The organism is Telluria sp. ZB4P37 (genome assembly GCF_059685855.1).
This window is the reverse complement of record NZ_JCASID010000001.1, coordinates 459,100-476,637: the sequence shown is the minus strand read 5'-3', so window position 1 is coordinate 476,637 and position 17,538 is coordinate 459,100. Positions and strand designations below refer to the sequence as shown.

Sequence of the window (17,538 nt, the reverse complement as noted above, 5' to 3'; positions counted from 1 at the left end):
CGTAGCGTGGGCGGATTCTGCCCACGCGTTCAAACCACCTTGGCTCCGTTGAACGGCGGTTCTATCCACATACTCGGTGAACGCGTACGGCTAACCGAGCGGCCGCGTGCTCACCCCGGAAACCGCTCCACCATCCTGTCCCGCCACGCCTGCAGGTTCTCCATCCCCTCTGCCCCCGGGCGGAACCGCAGCAGTCCCCGCGCAAACTCCAGCGCACAAAACGCCGTGATATCGGCAATCGTGAACCGCTCCCCCGCCACATACGGCTGCTTGCCCAATTCCCCATCCAGCCAGCGCGCCGTCGCCCGCATCTTCAAGCCCTGCGCCGCGCCGAACTCGGGAAACTGCGGCTGCTCCAGCACAGCCAGCCCCGGATGCGTGTGGCGCACGCACAGCGCAATCTCCAGCATCAGGTGCAGCTCCATGCGCCGGTCGGCCATCTCGATGAAGGCGCGCTCCGTCGCATCCACCCCCATCAGGTTCGGTTCCGGGAACAGGCCTTCGAGATAGGTGCAGATCGCGCGCGTTTCGCTGAGCGCACGGCCGTCGTCCAGCACCAGCACCGGCACCCGCGCCAGCGGGTTCAGTGCCAGGAATTCGCTGGCCCGGTGGGCCCCGGAATTGAGGTCGACGTCGACCATCTCGATGCCGGCAATGCCCTTGGCCGCCATGAACAGGGTGACGCGGCGCGGGTTGGGCGCGCGGGGGCTGGTGTAGAGGCGCATGGGTTTCCTTTGCGGTAGAGGGCACAGGCGGCCATGATAGCCGCTTTCGCCCGCTAGCTCGCCGCCAGCGCCTTCAGGCCAGCTCGGCCAGCACCACCGGCCCCGCCGGCCGGCGCTGGGCCGCGATCCAGGCGTCGATGCTGTCGGCGCAGCCGGGCGGCAGGTGCAGGCCCAGCTTGCTGCGGCGCCACAGGATGTCGTCGGCGCAGCTGGCCCATTCCTGCCCCACCAGGTAGCGCAGCTCGGCGGCGTACAGCCCCGGCGCGACTTCGTCGCCCAGGTCGTCGAGGCAAGCCGCCCCCGCCAGCAAGGCCTCGACGCGGGTGCCGTAGGCGCGCGCCCAGCGCTGGGCCAGGGCGGGCGGCAGCCAGTCATGGCGGCGCTGGAGCGCGGCGACCCAGCGGTCGAATTCGAGCACGCCGCGGCTATCGGGCGTGCTGCCGAACAGGTCGCCGCCGGGCAGCAGCGCATTGGCGGTCCATGCCGGCCGTGTGTTGCCGAGGGCCGGACCGATCCAGTCGACCGCCTGCTCGGCCAGCTTGCGGTAGGTCGTGATCTTGCCGCCCATGACCGACAAGAGCGGCGCGCCGGCGGCGTCGTGGGAAAGCACGTAGTCGCGCGTGGCGGCGGCGGCGCTGGCCGCTTCGTCTTCGAGCAGCGGGCGCACGCCCGAATAGCTCCATACGACGTCGGAGGGCCAGACCTGGCGCCGGAAATAGCGGTTGGCCAGCTCGCACAGGTAGCTGGTCTCGGGGCTGGAGATCCCGACCTCGTCGGGGTCGCCCTGGAATTCGACGTCGGTGGTGCCGATCAGGGTAAAAGCGCCTTCATAAGGCATGGCGAAGACGATGCGCCCGTCCGGGTGCTGGAAGATATAGGCATAGGTGTGGTCGAACAGGCGCGGCACCACGATGTGGCTGCCCTTGACCAGGCGCAGCCGGTGCTTGGGCAAGACGCCGGTGGCGACCTGGGCGACGTGCGCGGCCCAGGGCCCGGCGGCATTGACCAGGCAGCGCGCCTGGACGCGGCGGCTGCCTGTGCCCTGCACCAGGGTGGCCATCCAGTGCGCGGGGTGGCGCTCGAAGCCGGTCGCGCGGGTGTGGGTGAGCACGGTGGCGCCGCGCTCCCGGGCGTCGAGGGCGTTGAGCACCACCAGCCGGGCGTCGTCGACCCAGCCGTCGGAATATACGAAACCGCGCGTGAAGGTGGGCTTCAGCGGGCCGCCGGCGCGGTGCCCGACCAGGTCCACGGCGCTTGATCCGGGCAGGAATTCGCGTGGCGCCAGCCGGTCGTAGAGGAACAGGCCGGCGCGGATCAGCCAGGCAGGACGCTGGCCGGTATCGTGGGGCATGACGAAACGCAGCGGGTGCATGATGTGGGGCGCGCTGCGCAATAGCAGCTCGCGCTCGGCCAGGGCCTTGCGCACCAGGCCGAACTCGCGGTGCTCGAGGTAGCGCAGCCCCCCGTGGATCAGCTTGCTGGACGACGAGGAGGTATGGGCGCCAAGGTCGTCCTTGTCACACAGGATCACGCGCAGGCCGCGCCCGGCCGCATCGCGTGCAATGCCGACACCGTTGATGCCGCCGCCTACGACCAGCAGGTCACACTCCCATTGCTTGCCGTCATCCCTGTCGCCATTGTCCACGTCGCCTCCTGTGCGCGGGCAACCTGCCCCCAACCGGTCCAGTGTAGGAGCCCGGCAGTGGGAAGTCTTTGCTTATATCAATTATGCGCAGAATCCAGCCGGCGTGTGCGAAATTGCCACAGCCATCAATAAAGGACGCCCCGCGTGAGCGGCGGGCCGGTGTGTAGAATTGGCGGTTTGATCACGACACAGGAAGATGCAATGGTGGAGGATGTGCGCGCCTGGGTGCGCATGCCGTCTGGTAAACGGCTGGACCTGCTCAACCCCACGCCCTTCGACTGGGACGACGCCGACCTGGCGCTGGGACTGGCGCGCACCTACCGCTGGGGCGGGCATTCGGCCTGGCCGCTGCCGCTGTCGGTGGCCCAGCACTCGATCGCGGTGATGCTGCTGCGGCGCGCGCTGGCCCCGCGGCCGACCCCGCTGGAAGAATTGCGCGAACTGCTGCACGACGCCGAAGAAGGCTTGCTCGGCTTCGATGCGGTGTCGGTCATCAAGCCCTTCCTGGGCGAAGGCTTCCGCGCCTTGACCCGGCGCCTCGAACAGGTGGTGTTCGTGCGCTACGGCTTGCCGGCCTGGACCGAGAAGGACCACAAGCTGCACAAGCAGGCCGACCGCCTGGCCGCCGCCACCGAGGCGGTGCACGTCACCGGCTGGACGCGCGAGGAAGTGCGGCGCACGCTCAAGATCCGCGCGCACGTGCTGGAACAGGATCCGCTGGCGGCGCATTACGGCTGCACGCCCTGGGAGCCCTGGCCCCCCGGACTGGCCGCCGAGCGTTTTTTAGCCGAGCTCGACCGGCTGAAGGCCGTCACCGGCCATGCCCCTTTGACGGGGGGCTGCGACACCCGGCTCTGAATGCCTGCACCGTTTTCCGCACGTGATTTTGACGCGGATCAATAGCTTAAGCTAAATACCTGATTTAGTTGAGTATTTTCCAATATCCACAACTTGTGTGGATAACTATGTGGACAAGGCCTACTTGACAAGCTGCAAGTCCAGTATCCGTGCGGGTTTCAACAAAATGCCCATTCTGGAGGCAAAATGAAACCCCAATAAAATCAATGGCTTAGCTATGCACCGCTTTCGTGCAACATAGGTCTATAGGGCAAATTCCTACAAAAATTGCTGGCGGGGGATAACTAGGGATTGCCAGGCCGGTTCGGTCGCTAACAGGTGCTCTTCTGCGCGCATTTTCGCCTCCCGCTTCGCGTCTCATTTCCAACTGTTCCGCGACCGGTCCCTGACCATCATCCGCACCGTCTCCGGCACTGGTTTGCGCACCTGCCGGGTGTCGGCGCTGAGCCAGGTGTGCTCGTCGAAATGCTTGAGCATGGCCGGAGTGATGAAGCGGGTGCGCGCCGCATACACGTGGCGGTCGCCCATCTGGGCCTGCTGCTTGATGAAGAAGCGGTTGGGCACGACCAGCTGCAGGTGTTCTTTGGCGCGGGTCATGGCCACGTACAGCAGGCGGCGCTCTTCCTCGATGTCGTCCTGGTTGCCGGTACTCATGTCCGAGGGAATGCAGCCGTCCACGACGTTCAGCACATGCACCGATTTCCACTCCTGCCCCTTGCTGGAGTGGATGGTGGACAGGATCACATAGTCTTCGTCCAGCAGCGGCGGGCCGGCGCGGTCGCTGGTCGCCTCGGGCGGGTCGAGCGTGATCTCTGCCAGGAAGCTCTCGCGCGTGGTGTGGCCGCCGGCCAGCGCCGCCAGCTGCTCCACGTCGGCAGCACGTACCTGGGCGTCGTCGTGCATGCGCTCCAGGTGCGGCAAATACCAGGCCTTGACCAGCTCGATGTCCGCCGGCCAGCGCAGGCCGGGGGTACGCAGGCGCCGGTACAGGGCGCTGAACGCTTCCCAATCCGCCGCGCTCTTGGCGGGCGGCGAGAAGGCATCGATGGCCGTGAGCGGGTCGGCCGCTTCGCTCACCGCGTCGAGCAGGCGGGTGGCGGTGGCCGGCCCGATGCCCGGGATCAGCTGGGCCACCCGGAAGCCCGCCATGCGCCCATTCGGGTTCTGGGCAAAGCGCAGCACGGCCAGGACGTCCTTGATATGGGCCGCTTCCAGGAATTTCAGCCCGCCGAATTTCACGAAGGGGATGTTCCGGCGCATCAGCTCCAGTTCCAGCGCGGCGCTGTGGCTGGCGGCGCGGAACAGCACCGCCTGCGCCGTCAGGGCGATGCCGGCCTCGCGGTGCTCCAGGATGCGGTTGCAGACCCAGCGCGCCTGCTCGGCTTCGTCCGGAATCAGGACCAGCTGCGGCTTGATGCTGGAGACCTTGTCGGTCCACAGGGTCTTGGCATGGCGCTCCAGGGCGCCGCCGATCATGGCGTTCGAGGCGTCCAGGATAGGCTGGGTCGAGCGGTAGTTGCGCTCCAGAGTGATGACTTCGGCCGGGCGCGTGAACTCCTTCTGGAAGTCCAGGATGTTGCGCACCGTCGCGCCGCGGAAGGCATAGATCGACTGGGCGTCGTCGCCCACCACCATCACGCCCTCGCCGCCGGGCTTCATGCCGGTGATGATCGAGGCCTGCAGGCGGTTGGTGTCCTGGTATTCGTCGACCAGCACGTGGTCGAACAGGGCGCCCAGCGCCAAGCCCAGTTCCGGGTCGCTGGCCATCTCGGACCAGAACAGCAGCAGGTCGTCGTAGTCGAGGACATTCTGTTCCTGCTTGGCGTCGACATAGGCGCCGAACAGGGTCTTGAGCTGGCCTTCCCATTCGCTGCACCATGGGAAGGTCGATTGCAGCACCTGGTCCAGGGGCTCGCGGCTGTTCACCACGCGCGAATAGATCGACAGGCAGGTGCCCTTCAGCGGAAAACGCTTCTCCGTCCGGGTCAGGCCGATCTCGTGGCGCACCAGTCCCATCAGGTCTTCCGAGTCGCCGCGGTCGTGGATGGTGAAGGATTCATCCAGGCCGATGCGGCCCGAGTATTCGCGCAGCAGGCGCGCGCCGATCGCGTGGAAGGTGCCGGCCCAGGGCAATGTGACCTGCGATTGGAAGCCGTAGGCCGAACTGCCGCCGCGCAGCAGGCGCTGCAGCACGCCGCTGGCGCGCCGGCCCATCTCGCCCGCGGCGCGGCGCGAGAAGGTCAGCAGCAGGATGCGCTGGGGGTCGGCGCCGGCCTGGATCAGCCGCGCGACGCGGTGCGCCAGCGTATTGGTCTTGCCCGAACCGGCGCCGGCGACCACCAGCAGCGGACGCACGATGTCGGCGCCGATGTCATGCTCGACTGCCGCGCGCTGCTCCGCGTTCAGGCTGGCGAAGGGATCGTCGGTGGTGGCGGGCTGGTCGTGGACGGCGGACATACAGGCTGGGAACGTGGACATGACATACTGTACATTTATCCAGTTCTTACGCGCAAGCAGAAATGCTGGGCAATTGCTGAGGCCACACGAATGCCCGCGCCGCCACGGTCATGCAAGACATGCAAAACCCGCTTTAAGTAACGGATTCTTCAAATATTTTCCGGATATCCACAAAGTCTGTGAATAACTATGTGGAAAAGCAGGGGCTTGACACGCCAACAGCGGCCAAGGATGCGGCTTTCAACAATTTGCCTATTGGGGAGGCATCGCTCTTAGCCCCTGAAATCAAGGGGTTACGCGCACGTGCCGCAGGTGAATAGTGTGGAGGACGAAAAATAATTGTAGGCAAGTTATGTGCATAAGCCAGGGTGGCCTGACCCGCGACTGCCTCGCATGGCGCAACCTGGAACTGCTCAGGCGGCCGCGAATCCGCGCTGGCTGCGCCGCCTGGACGGTTCGAGCAGCACCCGCGCAATGACGCGCCCTTCGACGGCGTGCGACTTGAGGTATTCGAGCGCGGACAGGGTGCCGACCGCATGCATCAGGGACAAGGCGTCGTCCACGATGTCGCGCTGGCGCAGATCGTGTCGGGCATCGACGGCGCCGGCAGCCCCGTCGGGAGTGAGGGGCGGATTGCGGTGTGGATCCATCGTGCGCCTGGCCTTTCTGGCTAAAGACGGTGTGCTGCACGGAGTATGGTCGAAGCCGGGACAATGTCAATATCAGACCTGAATCAAACACCCCTATACAATTTTGTGCTTGGTCCCTCGAACTGGTGCAGCGCTGCGCCACCGCTTCCAGCTGCCGCCTACAATGGCCGCGCCAACCACCACTCCGCGAGGATCCCATGAGCACGCATCCCGACCCCGACCTGAATCCCGGCGACGAAGCCGAACCCGGCACCCCCGGCGCCGGCGAAGACGTCTGCGAAGCCTGCGCCGGCAGCGGCAAGCTGTCCGACGGCAAGCCCTGCTCCAACTGCGGCGGCAGCGGCAAGGTCATGCGCGGTATCGGCGGAGGCTGACGGGGCGCACGTGGACAGTCCCGGCGCAACCCCGCGATAATGCCGGGATGACCGCCCCGCTTCCCGACCTTCCCGCCGGTGCGCAGCCCTCCGCCCGGCCGCGCCCCCGTTCGCTGGGCGACCTGTTCGTTTCCTTCACGCTGCTGGCCCTGCAGGGCTTCGGTGGCGTGCTCCCGGTCGTGCAGCGCGAGATCGTCGAGCGCAAGCGCTGGCTGACGCACGAGGAATTCATCGAAGACTGGGCGGTTGCGCAGATCATGCCCGGACCGAACGTGGTCAACCTGGCGATGATGATCGGCGCGCGCTGGTTCGGCCTGGCCGGCGCCCTGACGGCGATCGCCGGCATGATCGCGCTGCCGCTGGTCGTGGTGCTGCTGCTGGCGGCGCTGCATGCGCGTTTTGCGGATCTTCCTGCGGTGGCGGGCGCGCTGCGCGGCATGGCGGCGGTGTCGGCCGGCATGATCGCCGCCGTCGGGCTCAAGCTCACCGGCGCGCTGGCGAAGAGTCCGGTGCCCCTGCCCTGGTGCATCGCCATTACGCTTGCCGGCTTCGTGCTGCTGGCCTGGCTGCGGGTGCCGCTGGTCTGGGTGCTGCCGGCGCTGGGCGGGCTGGGCTGCGTGCTGGCCTGGCGCGGGCTGCGGTCATGAGCGCAGCGCAACTGGGTACCCAGCTGGCTCCTCACCTCGTGCTGGGCTGGAACGATTGGCTCAGCCTGTTCGCCCACTACATGATGCTGTCGCTGATGTCACTCGGCGGCGCGATCTCGACCACCTCCGACATGCACCGCTACCTGGTCGAGGACAAGGGCTGGTTGAGCCAGGCGCAGTTCTCCGATTCGATCGCGCTGGCCCAGGCCGCGCCCGGTCCCAACGTGCTGTTCGTCGCGCTGATGGGCTGGCACGTGGGCCTGAACACGGGCAGCCTGTCCGCGGCCTTCGCGGGCGTGGCGGTGACCATGTTCGGCATCATGCTGCCCTCCACCATCTTTACTTACCACGTCGCGCAATGGGGCCACCGCAACCGCGAGCTGCGCGCGGTGCGCGCCTTCAAGCAGGGCATGGCGCCGCTGGTGATTGCGATGCTGCTGGCCACCAGCTGGCTGCTGGCCACCGCCGGCCGCGACCACGACAGCTGGCCGCTCTGGCTGCTGGCCGCCACCAGCTGCCTGGTCGTCTGGCGCACCCGCCTGCACCTGCTGTGGATGCTGGCTGCCGGCGCCCTGCTCGGCGCGCTCGGATTCGTCTGACTGGCAAGCCGGGGCGCTGAAAGGCATACTTGCGTCATTGCCCATTCCAGACGATCCCATGCTCACGCTCCTCAATGAACACGCCTGCTTCGGCGGCCTCCAGCGTTTTTACTCCTTTGAGTCGGAAGCCATCGGCCTGCCGATGCGTTTTTCGGTCTACCTGCCGCCCGGCGCCGAGGGCAAGCGCCTGCCTGTTCTGTTCTACCTCGCCGGCCTGACCTGCACCGAAGAGACCTTCATGACCAAGGCCGGCGCCCAGCGGGTGGCGGCGCAGGAAGGCCTGATCCTGGTCGCCCCCGACACCAGCCCGCGCGGCGCCGGCGTGCCGGGCGAAACCGACAGCTGGGACTTCGGCGCGGGCGCCGGTTTTTATGTCGACGCCGTCCAGGAACCCTGGTCACGCCACTACCGCATGTACAGCCACATCCTGGAACTGCGCGAACTGGTGCTGGCGAACCTGCCGGCGGACCCGGCGCGGGTCGGCATCTTCGGCCATTCGATGGGCGGGCATGGGGCCTTGATGATGGCGTTGCGCCATCCCGGGCAGTTCCGCTCGGTGTCGGCCTTCGCACCGATCGCCGCCCCGACGCGCTGCCCCTGGGGCAAGAAGGCGTTTGGCGGCTATCTCGGCGCCGATGAAAGCCTCTGGCGCCAGTACGACGCCACCGAGCTGATGGCCGGCATGAGCACGGCGCCCTTCCCCGGCGGGATCCTGGTCGACCAGGGCCTGGCGGACAAATTCCTGGCCGAGCAGCTCTATCCGGACGCTTTCGAAGAGGCCTGCGCCCGGGCCGGCCAGCCGCTCGAGCTGCGCCGCCATGCGGGCTATGACCACGGCTATTACTTCATCTCGACTTTCATCGAAGACCACCTGCGCTTCCATCGCCGCCAGCTTGGCTGAGCGCGTTCGTCCAGGCCCGGCCGGCCCCGCCGCCCGAGGCGCTTTCCTCCCCCACAACCTGTCCGGCCAGTGCGGCCCGGCCTGCGCGGCCCGGCCTGCGCGGCCCGGCCTGCTTGAAAAGGCCTGCTCCCTGCCCTATAAATACATTGCCGGCACCGCCCGGCAATCCCATCGATTTCATCCAAGGAGGCCATCATGAATCTCATCAGGAGAGCCAACCCTGCGCTTCAGGCCTACCGCCAGAACCCGGTCGAGGAAGGCTTCGAACGCATGGTCGAAAGCATGTTCCAGGATTTTTTTGCCCCGCTGGCAGCGGGCCAGCAATGGAGCAGCGACGGCGCCCTGGCGCCCCGCCTGGACGTCAAGGAAACCGAGAAGTCCTTTGAAATCCAGGCCGAACTGCCGGGCGTGGAGAAGGAGGATGTGAAGGTCTCGGTCGACGGCCAGCGCATCACGATCGAGGCGGAATGCCGCAAGGCAAACGAACGCCGCGAGGGCGAAACCGTGGTGTATGCTGAACGCACCGCAACGAGGTTCATGCGCAGCTTTGCCCTGCCCACCGAGGTGGACGACACCATGGCGCAGGCAAAACTCGAGAACGGCGTACTGCAGCTGAGCCTGCCGAAAAAGCAGGGCACGGAAGCACGCCGGCTGACCATCCAATGAGCGCTTCGCCGGCAGGCGGGCGCCGGCGGCAGGTCCATGATTCGCGCTGCGGCGCCCTGCCGCGGCGCGCTGTGGTCCGGTAGATGCTGTTTCAGTTTTCGTTCGCTGCACCATGCTGGAAACCGAAGACTATAAAGACCGCACCCATGCCGGCAAGCAGTTGGCGCGCAGGCTGCACCACCTTGCCGGACAAGGCGACCCCATCGTACTGGGCCTGCCGCGCGGCGGCGTGCCGGTCGCCTTCGAAGTCGCCCAGGCGCTCGGCGCCGAACTCGACGTGCTGCTGGTGCGCAAGCTGGGCATGCCCCACCACGAGGAATACGCGATGGGCGCGGTCGGCAGTGGCGGCGTGCGTGTCCTGCAGGCCGGCGTGCCCGGGCTGATGGGCGTCACGCAGGAACAGGTCGAGCAGGTGACCCAACGCGAGCTGGCCGAACTCGCCAGGCGCGAGCTGCGCTACCGCGGCGCGCGGCCCCCGCCCCGGTTAGAGGGCCGCTGCGTGATCCTGGTCGACGACGGCATCGCCACCGGGGCCAGCATGCTGGCGGCGGTGCAGGTGGTACGCAAGCACCGGCTAGCGCGCCTGGTCGTGGCCGCACCGGTCGGCGCGCCCGACACGCTGCAGCTGCTGGAACAAGAGGCGGACGAAGTGGTCTGCCCGCTGGCTCCTCCGCGCTTTCACGCGGTCGGTCAGTATTACCGCCATTTCGGCCAGACCGAAGACGAAGAAGTGCAGGACCTGCTGGCGCAGGCATGGGCACAGCCCGCCGCGCATGGCAAGCAAAACACGAGCTAGCGAGACATTGGCTGGCGAAACAGGGCAAGCCCAGGACGACAATCAGAACAACAGAAAGGAGCACACATGAAACCAATTCCAACCGAAACGGCAACCGATGTAGGCAACGTGGGCAAATGGCTGGGTGCAGCCGCCGCGGGTGCGCTGCTGATGTATGTGCTCGATCCGGAGCGCGGCCGCGCACGCCGTGCGCATGCGGTGTCGGTGGTGCGCGATGCGGGCGCCCGCACCGGCGCGAGCGTTGACCACGCCCTGCACAATGCCGGCGAGCGCCTGGTCGAGCTCAAGGACAGCGCCGCCAGCGCACTCTCGCGCGGCGCCGACCGTCTGCAGGCCGAGGCTGCTCCCCTGCTCGAGCGTGCCCAGCACAGCGCGCAGCAGGCCAGCCGGCGCATCGAGCACGAAGCGGGCCGCGCCCGCGACAAGTCCAGTTCCAGCCGCGAGCTGTCGGCCGCCGGCCGCAACAGCTACGAGTCCGACCGCCATTATGTGGATCGCCAGTACCGCGACCGCAAGCACCAGGACAGCCGCGACCTGTCCACCCACGAGCGCTCCAGCGGCCTGTCGCAGATGTTGCAAGGCATGCTGGACAGCCTGAGCGGCTCGCGCGGTACCAATCCGGCGCTGCTGGGCGGCGGCATGGTCGGGCTGCTCGGACTGGTGCGGCGCAAGCCGGCGGCGCTGCTGGTCGGACTGGCCGGCATCTACCTGCTCGCGCGCGGCGCCGGCACCCAGACCTATAAAGTCAGCACCACGGCGCGCGGCGCCACCGACGAGGGCGAATCGGCGCCTTTCGTCCCGGCCGGCACGGAACAGGGCAACCGCTACCTGCACTGAGCCATGGCGTCCGTCACCGACCATGACCTTGGTGTGATCCGCGCGGCGGCGCATCCGCTCACAGGTAGCGCCGGCGACTACGATCCGCTGCTCGACCTGGTCGGCGACGCGCGCTTCGTGCTGCTGGGCGAAGCCACCCACGGCACGGCCGAGTTCTACGACGAACGGGCCCGCATCACCCAGCGCCTGATCGAGGAAAAAGGCTTCACGGCGGTCGCCGTCGAAGCCGACTGGCCCGATGCCTGGCGCGTCAACCGCTACGTGCGCGCCGAAGGCCAGGATGCCGACGGACGCGCGGCCTTATCGGGATTCGAGCGCTTCCCAGCCTGGATGTGGCGCAATACCTCTGTACTGAACTTTGTCGAGTGGCTAAGGCAGCGCAATGACGCTACGCCTGGGGCCAAGGCCGGTTTCTATGGCCTCGACCTGTACAGCCTGTTCACCTCGATCCAGGAAGTGCTGCGCTACCTCGAGGTCGTCGACCCGGTGGCCGCGCAGGAGACGCGCCGCCGCTACGCCTGCTTCGACCAGTATGGCGAGGACAGCCAGCAGTATGGCTATGCCGCCGCGGTCGGGCTGTCCGAATCCTGCCACCAGGGCGTGCAGGCCACGTTGCAGGAACTGCAGCAGCGCGCTTTCGACTACATGCAGGCCGACGGCGCCAATGCCGAAGACGCCTTTTTCTACGCCCAGCAAAATGCCCGGCTGGTGAAGAACGCCGAAGAGTACTACCGCACCATGTTCAAGGGCCGCATCTCGTCCTGGAACCTGCGCGACAGCCACATGGCCGAAACCCTCGACGCCCTGGCGCGCCACCTCTCGCGCGAGGGCAAGCCGGCCAAGATCGTCGTGTGGGAGCACAACTCGCATATCGGCGACGCGCGCGCCACCGAGATCGGTCGCCAGGGCGAATGGAATGTCGGCGAACTGGCGCGCAAGGCCTATGGGGTTGATGCCTGCCTGATCGGCTTCACCACCTACGACGGGCGGGTGACCGCGGCCTCCGAATGGGACGGCCCGGCCCTGCACAAGCATGTGCGTCCGGGCATGGCGGGCAGCTACGAGCACCTGCTGCACAGCGTGGGACCCGAGCGCTTCTTCCTGCCGCTGCGCACGCCAGGGGCGGCGCGCGACCTGCTGATGGACGAGCGCCTGGAGCGCGCCATCGGCGTGCTCTATTTGCCGCGCAGCGAGCGCCAGAGCCACTACTTCATGGCCCAGCTGCCGCGCCAGTTCGACGCCGTGATCCACATCGACCGCACCAGTGCCGTGACGCCGCTGGATGCGACCGGCGGCTGGCATTCGGGCGAGCCCCCGGAGACGTATCCGCAGGGTTTGTAAGGAAAAATCACGCCGAATAAGGGCAGCCGCCCACCCTACGGGTTACCGTCGGCGCTTAAGTGCTCCTCACCCTCAAAAAACGCATACCCATCCCGCCCCTTCCCCTTGGCCGCATACAGCGCGCTATCGGCCGCCGCCAGCAACTGCTCCTGCGTCTGGCGCGTCTGCGACAGCGCTATGCCGACGCTGGTCGAGACCTTCAGCAGGCCGGCGCTGGTGCGAAACGGCAGGCGCATGCCTTCGACGATCTTGGCCGCGGTGTGCTCGGCCTCCGCACGGCTGCCGATTTCTTCGAGGATGACGACGAATTCGTCACCCGACAGGCGCGCCGCGGTGTCGGTGGCGCGCACCCCGGCGCTCAGGCGCCGCGCGAATTCCTTCAAGACCTCGTCGCCCACGCCGTGGCCATGGGTGTCGTTGATCTTCTTGAAGTGGTCGATGTCGAGATAGGCCAGGGCCAGCGGCTTGCTGCTGCGGCGGGCGCGGTCGAGGGCATGGTGCAGCGCCTCGCCAAACATGCGGCGGTTGGCGATGCCGGTCAGGGTATCGACCCGCGCCAGCTGCAGCAACTGCTCCTCGACCTCCTTCACATGGGTCATGTCGTGCACCAGCGCATAGATGCCGGCCACGCTGCCGTCCGGCTGCAGGTCGGGGATATAGGTGGCCTGCAGGGTGCGCGGCTCGCCGCGCAGCGCGATGCGGATCTCGTGGGTGACGGGGCGTCCAGTGAAGGCGTCTTCCAGGTGCGGATGGATCTCGCGCGCGACTTCCTCGCCCAGCAGCTGCGCCACCGGCATGCCGTCCATCTGGTCGGGCGCGACGCCGAACCATTTTTCGTAGGTGGCATTCCCGAAACGGAAGCAATGCTTGCGGTCGATGTACGAAATCAGCACAGGCAGGTTGTCGGCAATGAGCCGCAGCCGCTTTTCGCTGGCGGCGCGCCCGCTCTCGGCGCGCTCGCGCTCGGCCATCAGCGCGTGGAAGGCCCGCCCGAGTTCCCCGATCTCGTCCTGGCGGCCGTCGCGCAGCACGTCGATACCGGTGCCGTCGTCGCGGATCGAGACCACGCTGTCGCGCAGCACCTGCAGCGGCGCAAGCAGCTGGAACACCAGCACCCAGGCCAGCAGCCCGGCCGCCAGCGCCAGCCCGCCGGCGCTGAAGAAGGCGCTGTGGCGCATGGCGATCATGGGCGCGAAGGCTTCGGCGGTCGGGTAGCGCGCGGCCAGGATCCATTTGGTCGTGCGCAGGCGCTTGTAGGTATAGATCGCTTCCACCCCATCCTTGCCGGGCGTTTCCAGCCAGCCTTCGAAGCCGTCGAGGGCGCGCTCGGTGCCGCGATTCACGCCGGGCACGCTGCCGACATGCTGGAACACGCGGGTTTCGTCCGGATGGTCGATGATCACGCCGTCGGCTGTCATCAGGAACAGGTAGCCGGTCTTGCCCGGCTTGAGGCTGCCGATCTGGCGCAGGAAGCCGGAGCGGCGCAGGTCGACGCTGGCCGTCAGCACCGCGTCGACCTCGCCTGCCGCATCGAACAGGGGCGCACTGAAGATCACGATGTGGCTGCCCGTCAGCCGGCTGCGAATGGGGCGCGAGATCATGCTCTTCCGGTTGGCCCGCACCTGCTCGAAATAATCGGTGCCGCGCGCATTGAGCAGGGCCTGGGCGGGCAGCGGGCGCGTGGACAGGCGTAGCTCGCCGCCGGCGTCGAAGATGACGATGTTCAAGTACTGGTCGGCGCCCCACAGGCGCAGCTGCTCGGCCAGATAGGCACGCAGCGCGTTCCAGTCGGTGCGGACGCGGGGCGGGATGCCGGCCGCCAGCGCATCGACCTGGCGCAGGCGCTCGGCCAGGCGGTCGTCCATGAACGAGGCGGCGCCCGATAGCAGGGTGTATTGCTGGTCGCCGATCACGCCCTTCATGCCGCGCTCGGCCACCGACAGGGTGGACAGCGTGACGAGGAGTGTGGCGGCGAACACCAGCACCGCAGCCACGCAGGCAAGGCGGAGCTTGAGGTTGGCCGACGAGAAGCGCGAACCGGTGGGCACAATAATGAGTTAACTGACCTCTAGATGACAAAGTATTACATATCCCTGCCGCCCTTGTATCATGATTCCGCACTGCAACTCGCCCCCGACCTTGCATGGTTTCGCCACATTCCAGCCTCCCATCCGCCGCTGCCACTGTTGAGCTACGACATTTTCGATTAGCATGTCGGATTCCCCGTACCCATTGGAAACCGCCATGAGTAAATACCAGCTCCACATCAACGGCAAGACCCAGGCGGTCGACCTCGAGCCCGATACCCCGCTGCTGTGGGCGCTGCGCGATACGCTTGGCCTGGTCGGCACCAAGTACGGTTGCGGCATGGGCCAGTGTGGCGCCTGCACCGTCCACATCGACGGCGTGCCCACGCGCTCCTGCCTGATGCCGGTCTCCGGCCTGGGCAAGGGGAAGATCACCACCATCGAGGGCCTGGACGCGAAAGCCCAACACCCGCTGCAGCAGGCCTGGCAGGAACTCGACGTGCCGCAGTGCGGCTACTGCCAGTCGGGCCAGATCATGAGCGCCTGCCACCTGCTCCAGCAGCACCCGAAGCCGACCGACGCCCAGATCGACGAGGCGATGGCGGGCAATTTGTGCCGCTGCGCGACCTATACCCGCATCCGCGCCGGCATCCATCGCGCCGCCGAGATCGCGGTCACCGGAAAGGGCAAGAAATGATCCGCGCCACTCCCCTTTCTCCCGCGCGCCGCAGCTTCCTGCGCACCAGCGCCGCTACTGGCGCCTTCATGCTCGGCATGTCGGCCGACGGCGCGCTGGGTGCAAGCGCACGCGCGGCCGACGCGCCGGATTTCGTGCCCAACGCCTTCATCCGCATCGGCCGCGACGGCCGCGTGACCTTGACCTCGAAGCAGCCGGAAATCGGCCAGGGCATCAAGACCTCGTTGCCGATGGTGATCGCGGAAGAACTCGAGGTCGACTGGAAGAACGTGCGCATCGTGCAGGGCGACCTGGATACGGCCCGCTACGGACCGCAAGGCGCCGGTGGCTCGACCTCGACCCCGACCAATTACGAGAATTTCCACCGTTTAGGGGCCACAGCGCGCACGATGCTGGTGCAGGCCGCGGCAATTACCTGGGGCGTGCCCGTCGGCGAATGCAGCGCCAGCGCCGGCGCCGTCCTCCACGGTCCGACCAGGCGCCGCCTCGGCTACGGCGCGCTGGCGGAAGCTGCCTCCAAGCTGCCCGTACCCGACGCTTCGCTAGTGGTGCTGAAAGACCCGTCGACCTTCACCCTGCTGGGCAAGCGCATCGGCGGCGTCGACAACGCAGCCATCGTGAGCGGCCAGCCGCTGTTCGGCATCGACGTGCGCCTGCCCGGCATGCTGTACGCGGTGTATGCCAAATGTCCGGTCTTCGGGGGCAAGCCGCTGAGCGCCAACCTGGATGCGATCAAGGCCATGCCGGGCGTGAAGGATGCCTTCATCGTCGAAGGCACGCCGAATTTGAACGGGCTGCGCCCGGGCGTGGCGATCGTCGCCACCTCGACCTGGGCGGCGATCCGCGCGCGCCGCGCGCTGGACGTGAAGTGGGACGAAGGCGAAGGCGCCGGTCATAGCTGGGCGGGTTTTGCCGCCCAGGCCCGGGCGGCGTCGAAGCAGGCCGGCACTGCCGTCGTGCGCAAGGACGGCGACGTCGCCGGCGCGCTCGCGGGCGCCGCCAAGGTGGTGGAAGCGTCCTACAGCTATCCCTTCATCTCGCATGCCAGCATGGAGCCGCAGAACTGCACCGCCTGGTTCAAGCCGGAAGACGGCTTGCTGGAACTGTGGGCGCCGACCCAGAACCCCGGTTCGGGCCAGGCACTCGTGACAACCACCTTCGGCATCCCGAAGGAAAAGATTGTCCTGCACATCATCCGCAGCGGCGGCGGTTTCGGCCGACGCCTGAGCTCGGACTTCATCGTCGAAGCCACCGCCATCGCGCGCAAGGTCGCGGCCCCGGTCAAGCTCACCTGGACCCGCGAGGACGACCTGCAGCACGACCACTTCCGTCCGGGCGGCTTCCACTTCCTGCGCGGCGGGGTCGATGCCGCCGGCAAGCCGGTGGCATGGCACAACCATTTCGTCAGCTTCGCCAACCGCATCGAGCGCGAGGGGAAAAGCGTGCTGCAGCCGGGCAGCGGCGCCAGCCTGTCCGCCGACGAATTCCCCGGACGCTGGCTGGCCAACTGCCAGCTCGAGCAGACCCTGCTCGAATGCCGCATCCCGATGGGTCCATGGCGAGCGCCCGGCAGCTGCGTGTTCTCCTGGGTCTTCCACAGCTTCATCGACGAGCTGGCCCACGCGGCCGGCCGCGACCCGCTGGCCTTCCGCCTCGATCTGCTGGGCGACAAGGACCTGATGCCGGCCACCGTCGAGCGCGGGCTGGCCTATGACGTCAAGCGCATGCGCCACGTGCTGCAGGAAGTGGCCCAGCGCGCCGGCTGGGGCAAGCGCAGCTTCCCGCGCGGCCAGGGCGCCGGCATCGCCTTCCACTTCAGCCACCGCGGCTACGTGGCCCAGGTGGCCGAAGTCACCGTCTCGCGCGACGGCAAGCTGAAGGTGGACCGGGTGGTGGTGGCGGCCGACATCGGCGCCCAGATCGTCAACCTGTCGGGCGCCGAGAACCAGGTCGAGGGCTCGGTGATCGATGGGCTGTCGACTCTGATGTTCCCGGAGCTGACTATCGAGGGTGGGCGCGTCGTGCAAAGCAACTTCCACGATTACGGCCTGCTGCGCATGCCGGATGCGCCGACGAAGATCGAGACCCATTTCATCAAGACGGCGAACCCGGTGACCGGGCTGGGCGAGCCATCCCTGCCGCCGCTGGCGCCGGCCGTGTGCAATGCGATTTTTGCCGCGACGGGCAAGCGGGTGCGTCAGCTTCCGCTGAGCAAGACGGATTTGAGCTGGAGTTGAGGACGCCGGCGGGCTGATGTCGAAACCCGTAGGGTGGGCAGATTCTGCCCACGCGTTCAATTAAAGCAAGCGTCGCCTGAA

General features: G+C 67.3%; 16 protein-coding genes. 11 read left to right on the top strand and 5 right to left on the bottom strand.

What is annotated here, in order from left to right; genetic code table 11:
* Positions 1–110: 110 nt before the first annotated feature.
* Positions 111–725 carry a glutathione S-transferase family protein gene (locus tag AC56K1_RS02430; protein ID WP_497156241.1) on the bottom strand — a complete coding sequence of 205 codons (615 nt, stop codon included), beginning with the start codon at positions 723–725 and terminating at the stop codon, positions 111–113.
* 73 nt (positions 726–798) lie between these two features.
* Complete coding sequence (gene glpD / locus AC56K1_RS02425; RefSeq protein WP_497156240.1) at positions 799–2,370, bottom strand: glycerol-3-phosphate dehydrogenase; 1,572 nt, start codon at positions 2,368–2,370, stop codon at positions 799–801.
* 201 nt (positions 2,371–2,571) lie between these two features.
* Between glpD and AC56K1_RS02420 the strand changes: the two genes are divergently transcribed.
* On the top strand, positions 2,572–3,228 hold the full coding sequence (locus tag AC56K1_RS02420; protein WP_497156239.1) for a phosphohydrolase: 657 nt from the start codon (positions 2,572–2,574) through the stop codon (positions 3,226–3,228).
* A 357-nt stretch (positions 3,229–3,585) separates the two neighbouring features.
* Here the strand turns inward: AC56K1_RS02420 and AC56K1_RS02415 are convergent, their stop codons facing one another.
* Positions 3,586–5,685, bottom strand: a complete 2,100-nt coding sequence (locus tag AC56K1_RS02415; RefSeq protein WP_497156238.1) for an ATP-dependent helicase — start codon at positions 5,683–5,685, stop codon at positions 3,586–3,588.
* A 413-nt stretch (positions 5,686–6,098) separates the two neighbouring features.
* Positions 6,099–6,335, bottom strand: a complete 237-nt coding sequence (locus tag AC56K1_RS02410) for a hypothetical protein (protein ID WP_497156237.1) — start codon at positions 6,333–6,335, stop codon at positions 6,099–6,101.
* A gap of 197 nt (positions 6,336–6,532) precedes the next feature.
* Here AC56K1_RS02410 and AC56K1_RS02405 point away from each other — a divergent pair, with 197 nt between their 5' ends.
* From AC56K1_RS02405 to AC56K1_RS02370, 8 genes are all read left to right on the top strand, one after another.
* Entirely contained in the window at positions 6,533–6,709 is a 177-nt protein-coding gene (locus tag AC56K1_RS02405) for a hypothetical protein (RefSeq protein ID WP_171080816.1), read from the top strand.
* Positions 6,710–6,756: 47 nt separating this feature from the next.
* Positions 6,757–7,356 (top strand): chromate transporter, encoded by a 600-nt coding sequence (locus tag AC56K1_RS02400; RefSeq protein ID WP_497156236.1) that lies wholly within the window; start codon positions 6,757–6,759, stop codon positions 7,354–7,356.
* Positions 7,353–7,955: a chromate transporter gene (locus AC56K1_RS02395; RefSeq protein WP_497156235.1), complete on the top strand. Its 603-nt coding sequence runs from the start codon at positions 7,353–7,355 to the stop codon at positions 7,953–7,955. Before AC56K1_RS02400 ends, AC56K1_RS02395 begins: the two co-directional genes overlap by 4 nt.
* A 58-nt stretch (positions 7,956–8,013) precedes the next feature.
* A complete protein-coding gene (gene fghA / locus AC56K1_RS02390) occupies positions 8,014–8,856 on the top strand; it encodes an S-formylglutathione hydrolase (protein WP_497156234.1) in 843 nt (280 codons plus the stop codon).
* Between the two features lie 195 nt (positions 8,857–9,051).
* Positions 9,052–9,522: an Hsp20/alpha crystallin family protein gene (locus AC56K1_RS02385; protein ID WP_497156233.1), complete on the top strand. Its 471-nt coding sequence runs from the start codon at positions 9,052–9,054 to the stop codon at positions 9,520–9,522.
* A 112-nt stretch (positions 9,523–9,634) separates the two neighbouring features.
* On the top strand, positions 9,635–10,318 hold the full coding sequence (locus AC56K1_RS02380) for a phosphoribosyltransferase (protein WP_497156232.1): 684 nt from the start codon (positions 9,635–9,637) through the stop codon (positions 10,316–10,318).
* 66 nt (positions 10,319–10,384) lie between these two features.
* Positions 10,385–11,155 (top strand): hypothetical protein, encoded by a 771-nt coding sequence (locus tag AC56K1_RS02375; protein WP_497156231.1) that lies wholly within the window; start codon positions 10,385–10,387, stop codon positions 11,153–11,155.
* Positions 11,156–11,158: 3 nt separating this feature from the next.
* Entirely contained in the window at positions 11,159–12,496 is a 1,338-nt protein-coding gene (locus AC56K1_RS02370; RefSeq protein WP_497156230.1) for an erythromycin esterase family protein, read from the top strand.
* Between the two features lie 35 nt (positions 12,497–12,531).
* Here the strand turns inward: AC56K1_RS02370 and AC56K1_RS02365 are convergent, their stop codons facing one another.
* Positions 12,532–14,544 (bottom strand): diguanylate cyclase domain-containing protein, encoded by a 2,013-nt coding sequence (locus tag AC56K1_RS02365; protein WP_497156229.1) that lies wholly within the window; start codon positions 14,542–14,544, stop codon positions 12,532–12,534.
* A 196-nt stretch (positions 14,545–14,740) separates the two neighbouring features.
* Between AC56K1_RS02365 and AC56K1_RS02360 the strand changes: the two genes are divergently transcribed.
* The gene (locus AC56K1_RS02360) at positions 14,741–15,220 is read left to right on the top strand and encodes a (2Fe-2S)-binding protein (RefSeq protein WP_497156228.1); all 480 of its coding nucleotides are present in this window, start codon (positions 14,741–14,743) and stop codon (positions 15,218–15,220) included.
* Positions 15,217–17,457: a xanthine dehydrogenase family protein molybdopterin-binding subunit gene (locus AC56K1_RS02355; protein WP_497156227.1), complete on the top strand. Its 2,241-nt coding sequence runs from the start codon at positions 15,217–15,219 to the stop codon at positions 17,455–17,457. The genes AC56K1_RS02360 and AC56K1_RS02355 overlap by 4 nt, the downstream gene beginning before the upstream one ends.
* The last annotated feature ends 81 nt before the right edge of the window (positions 17,458–17,538 follow it).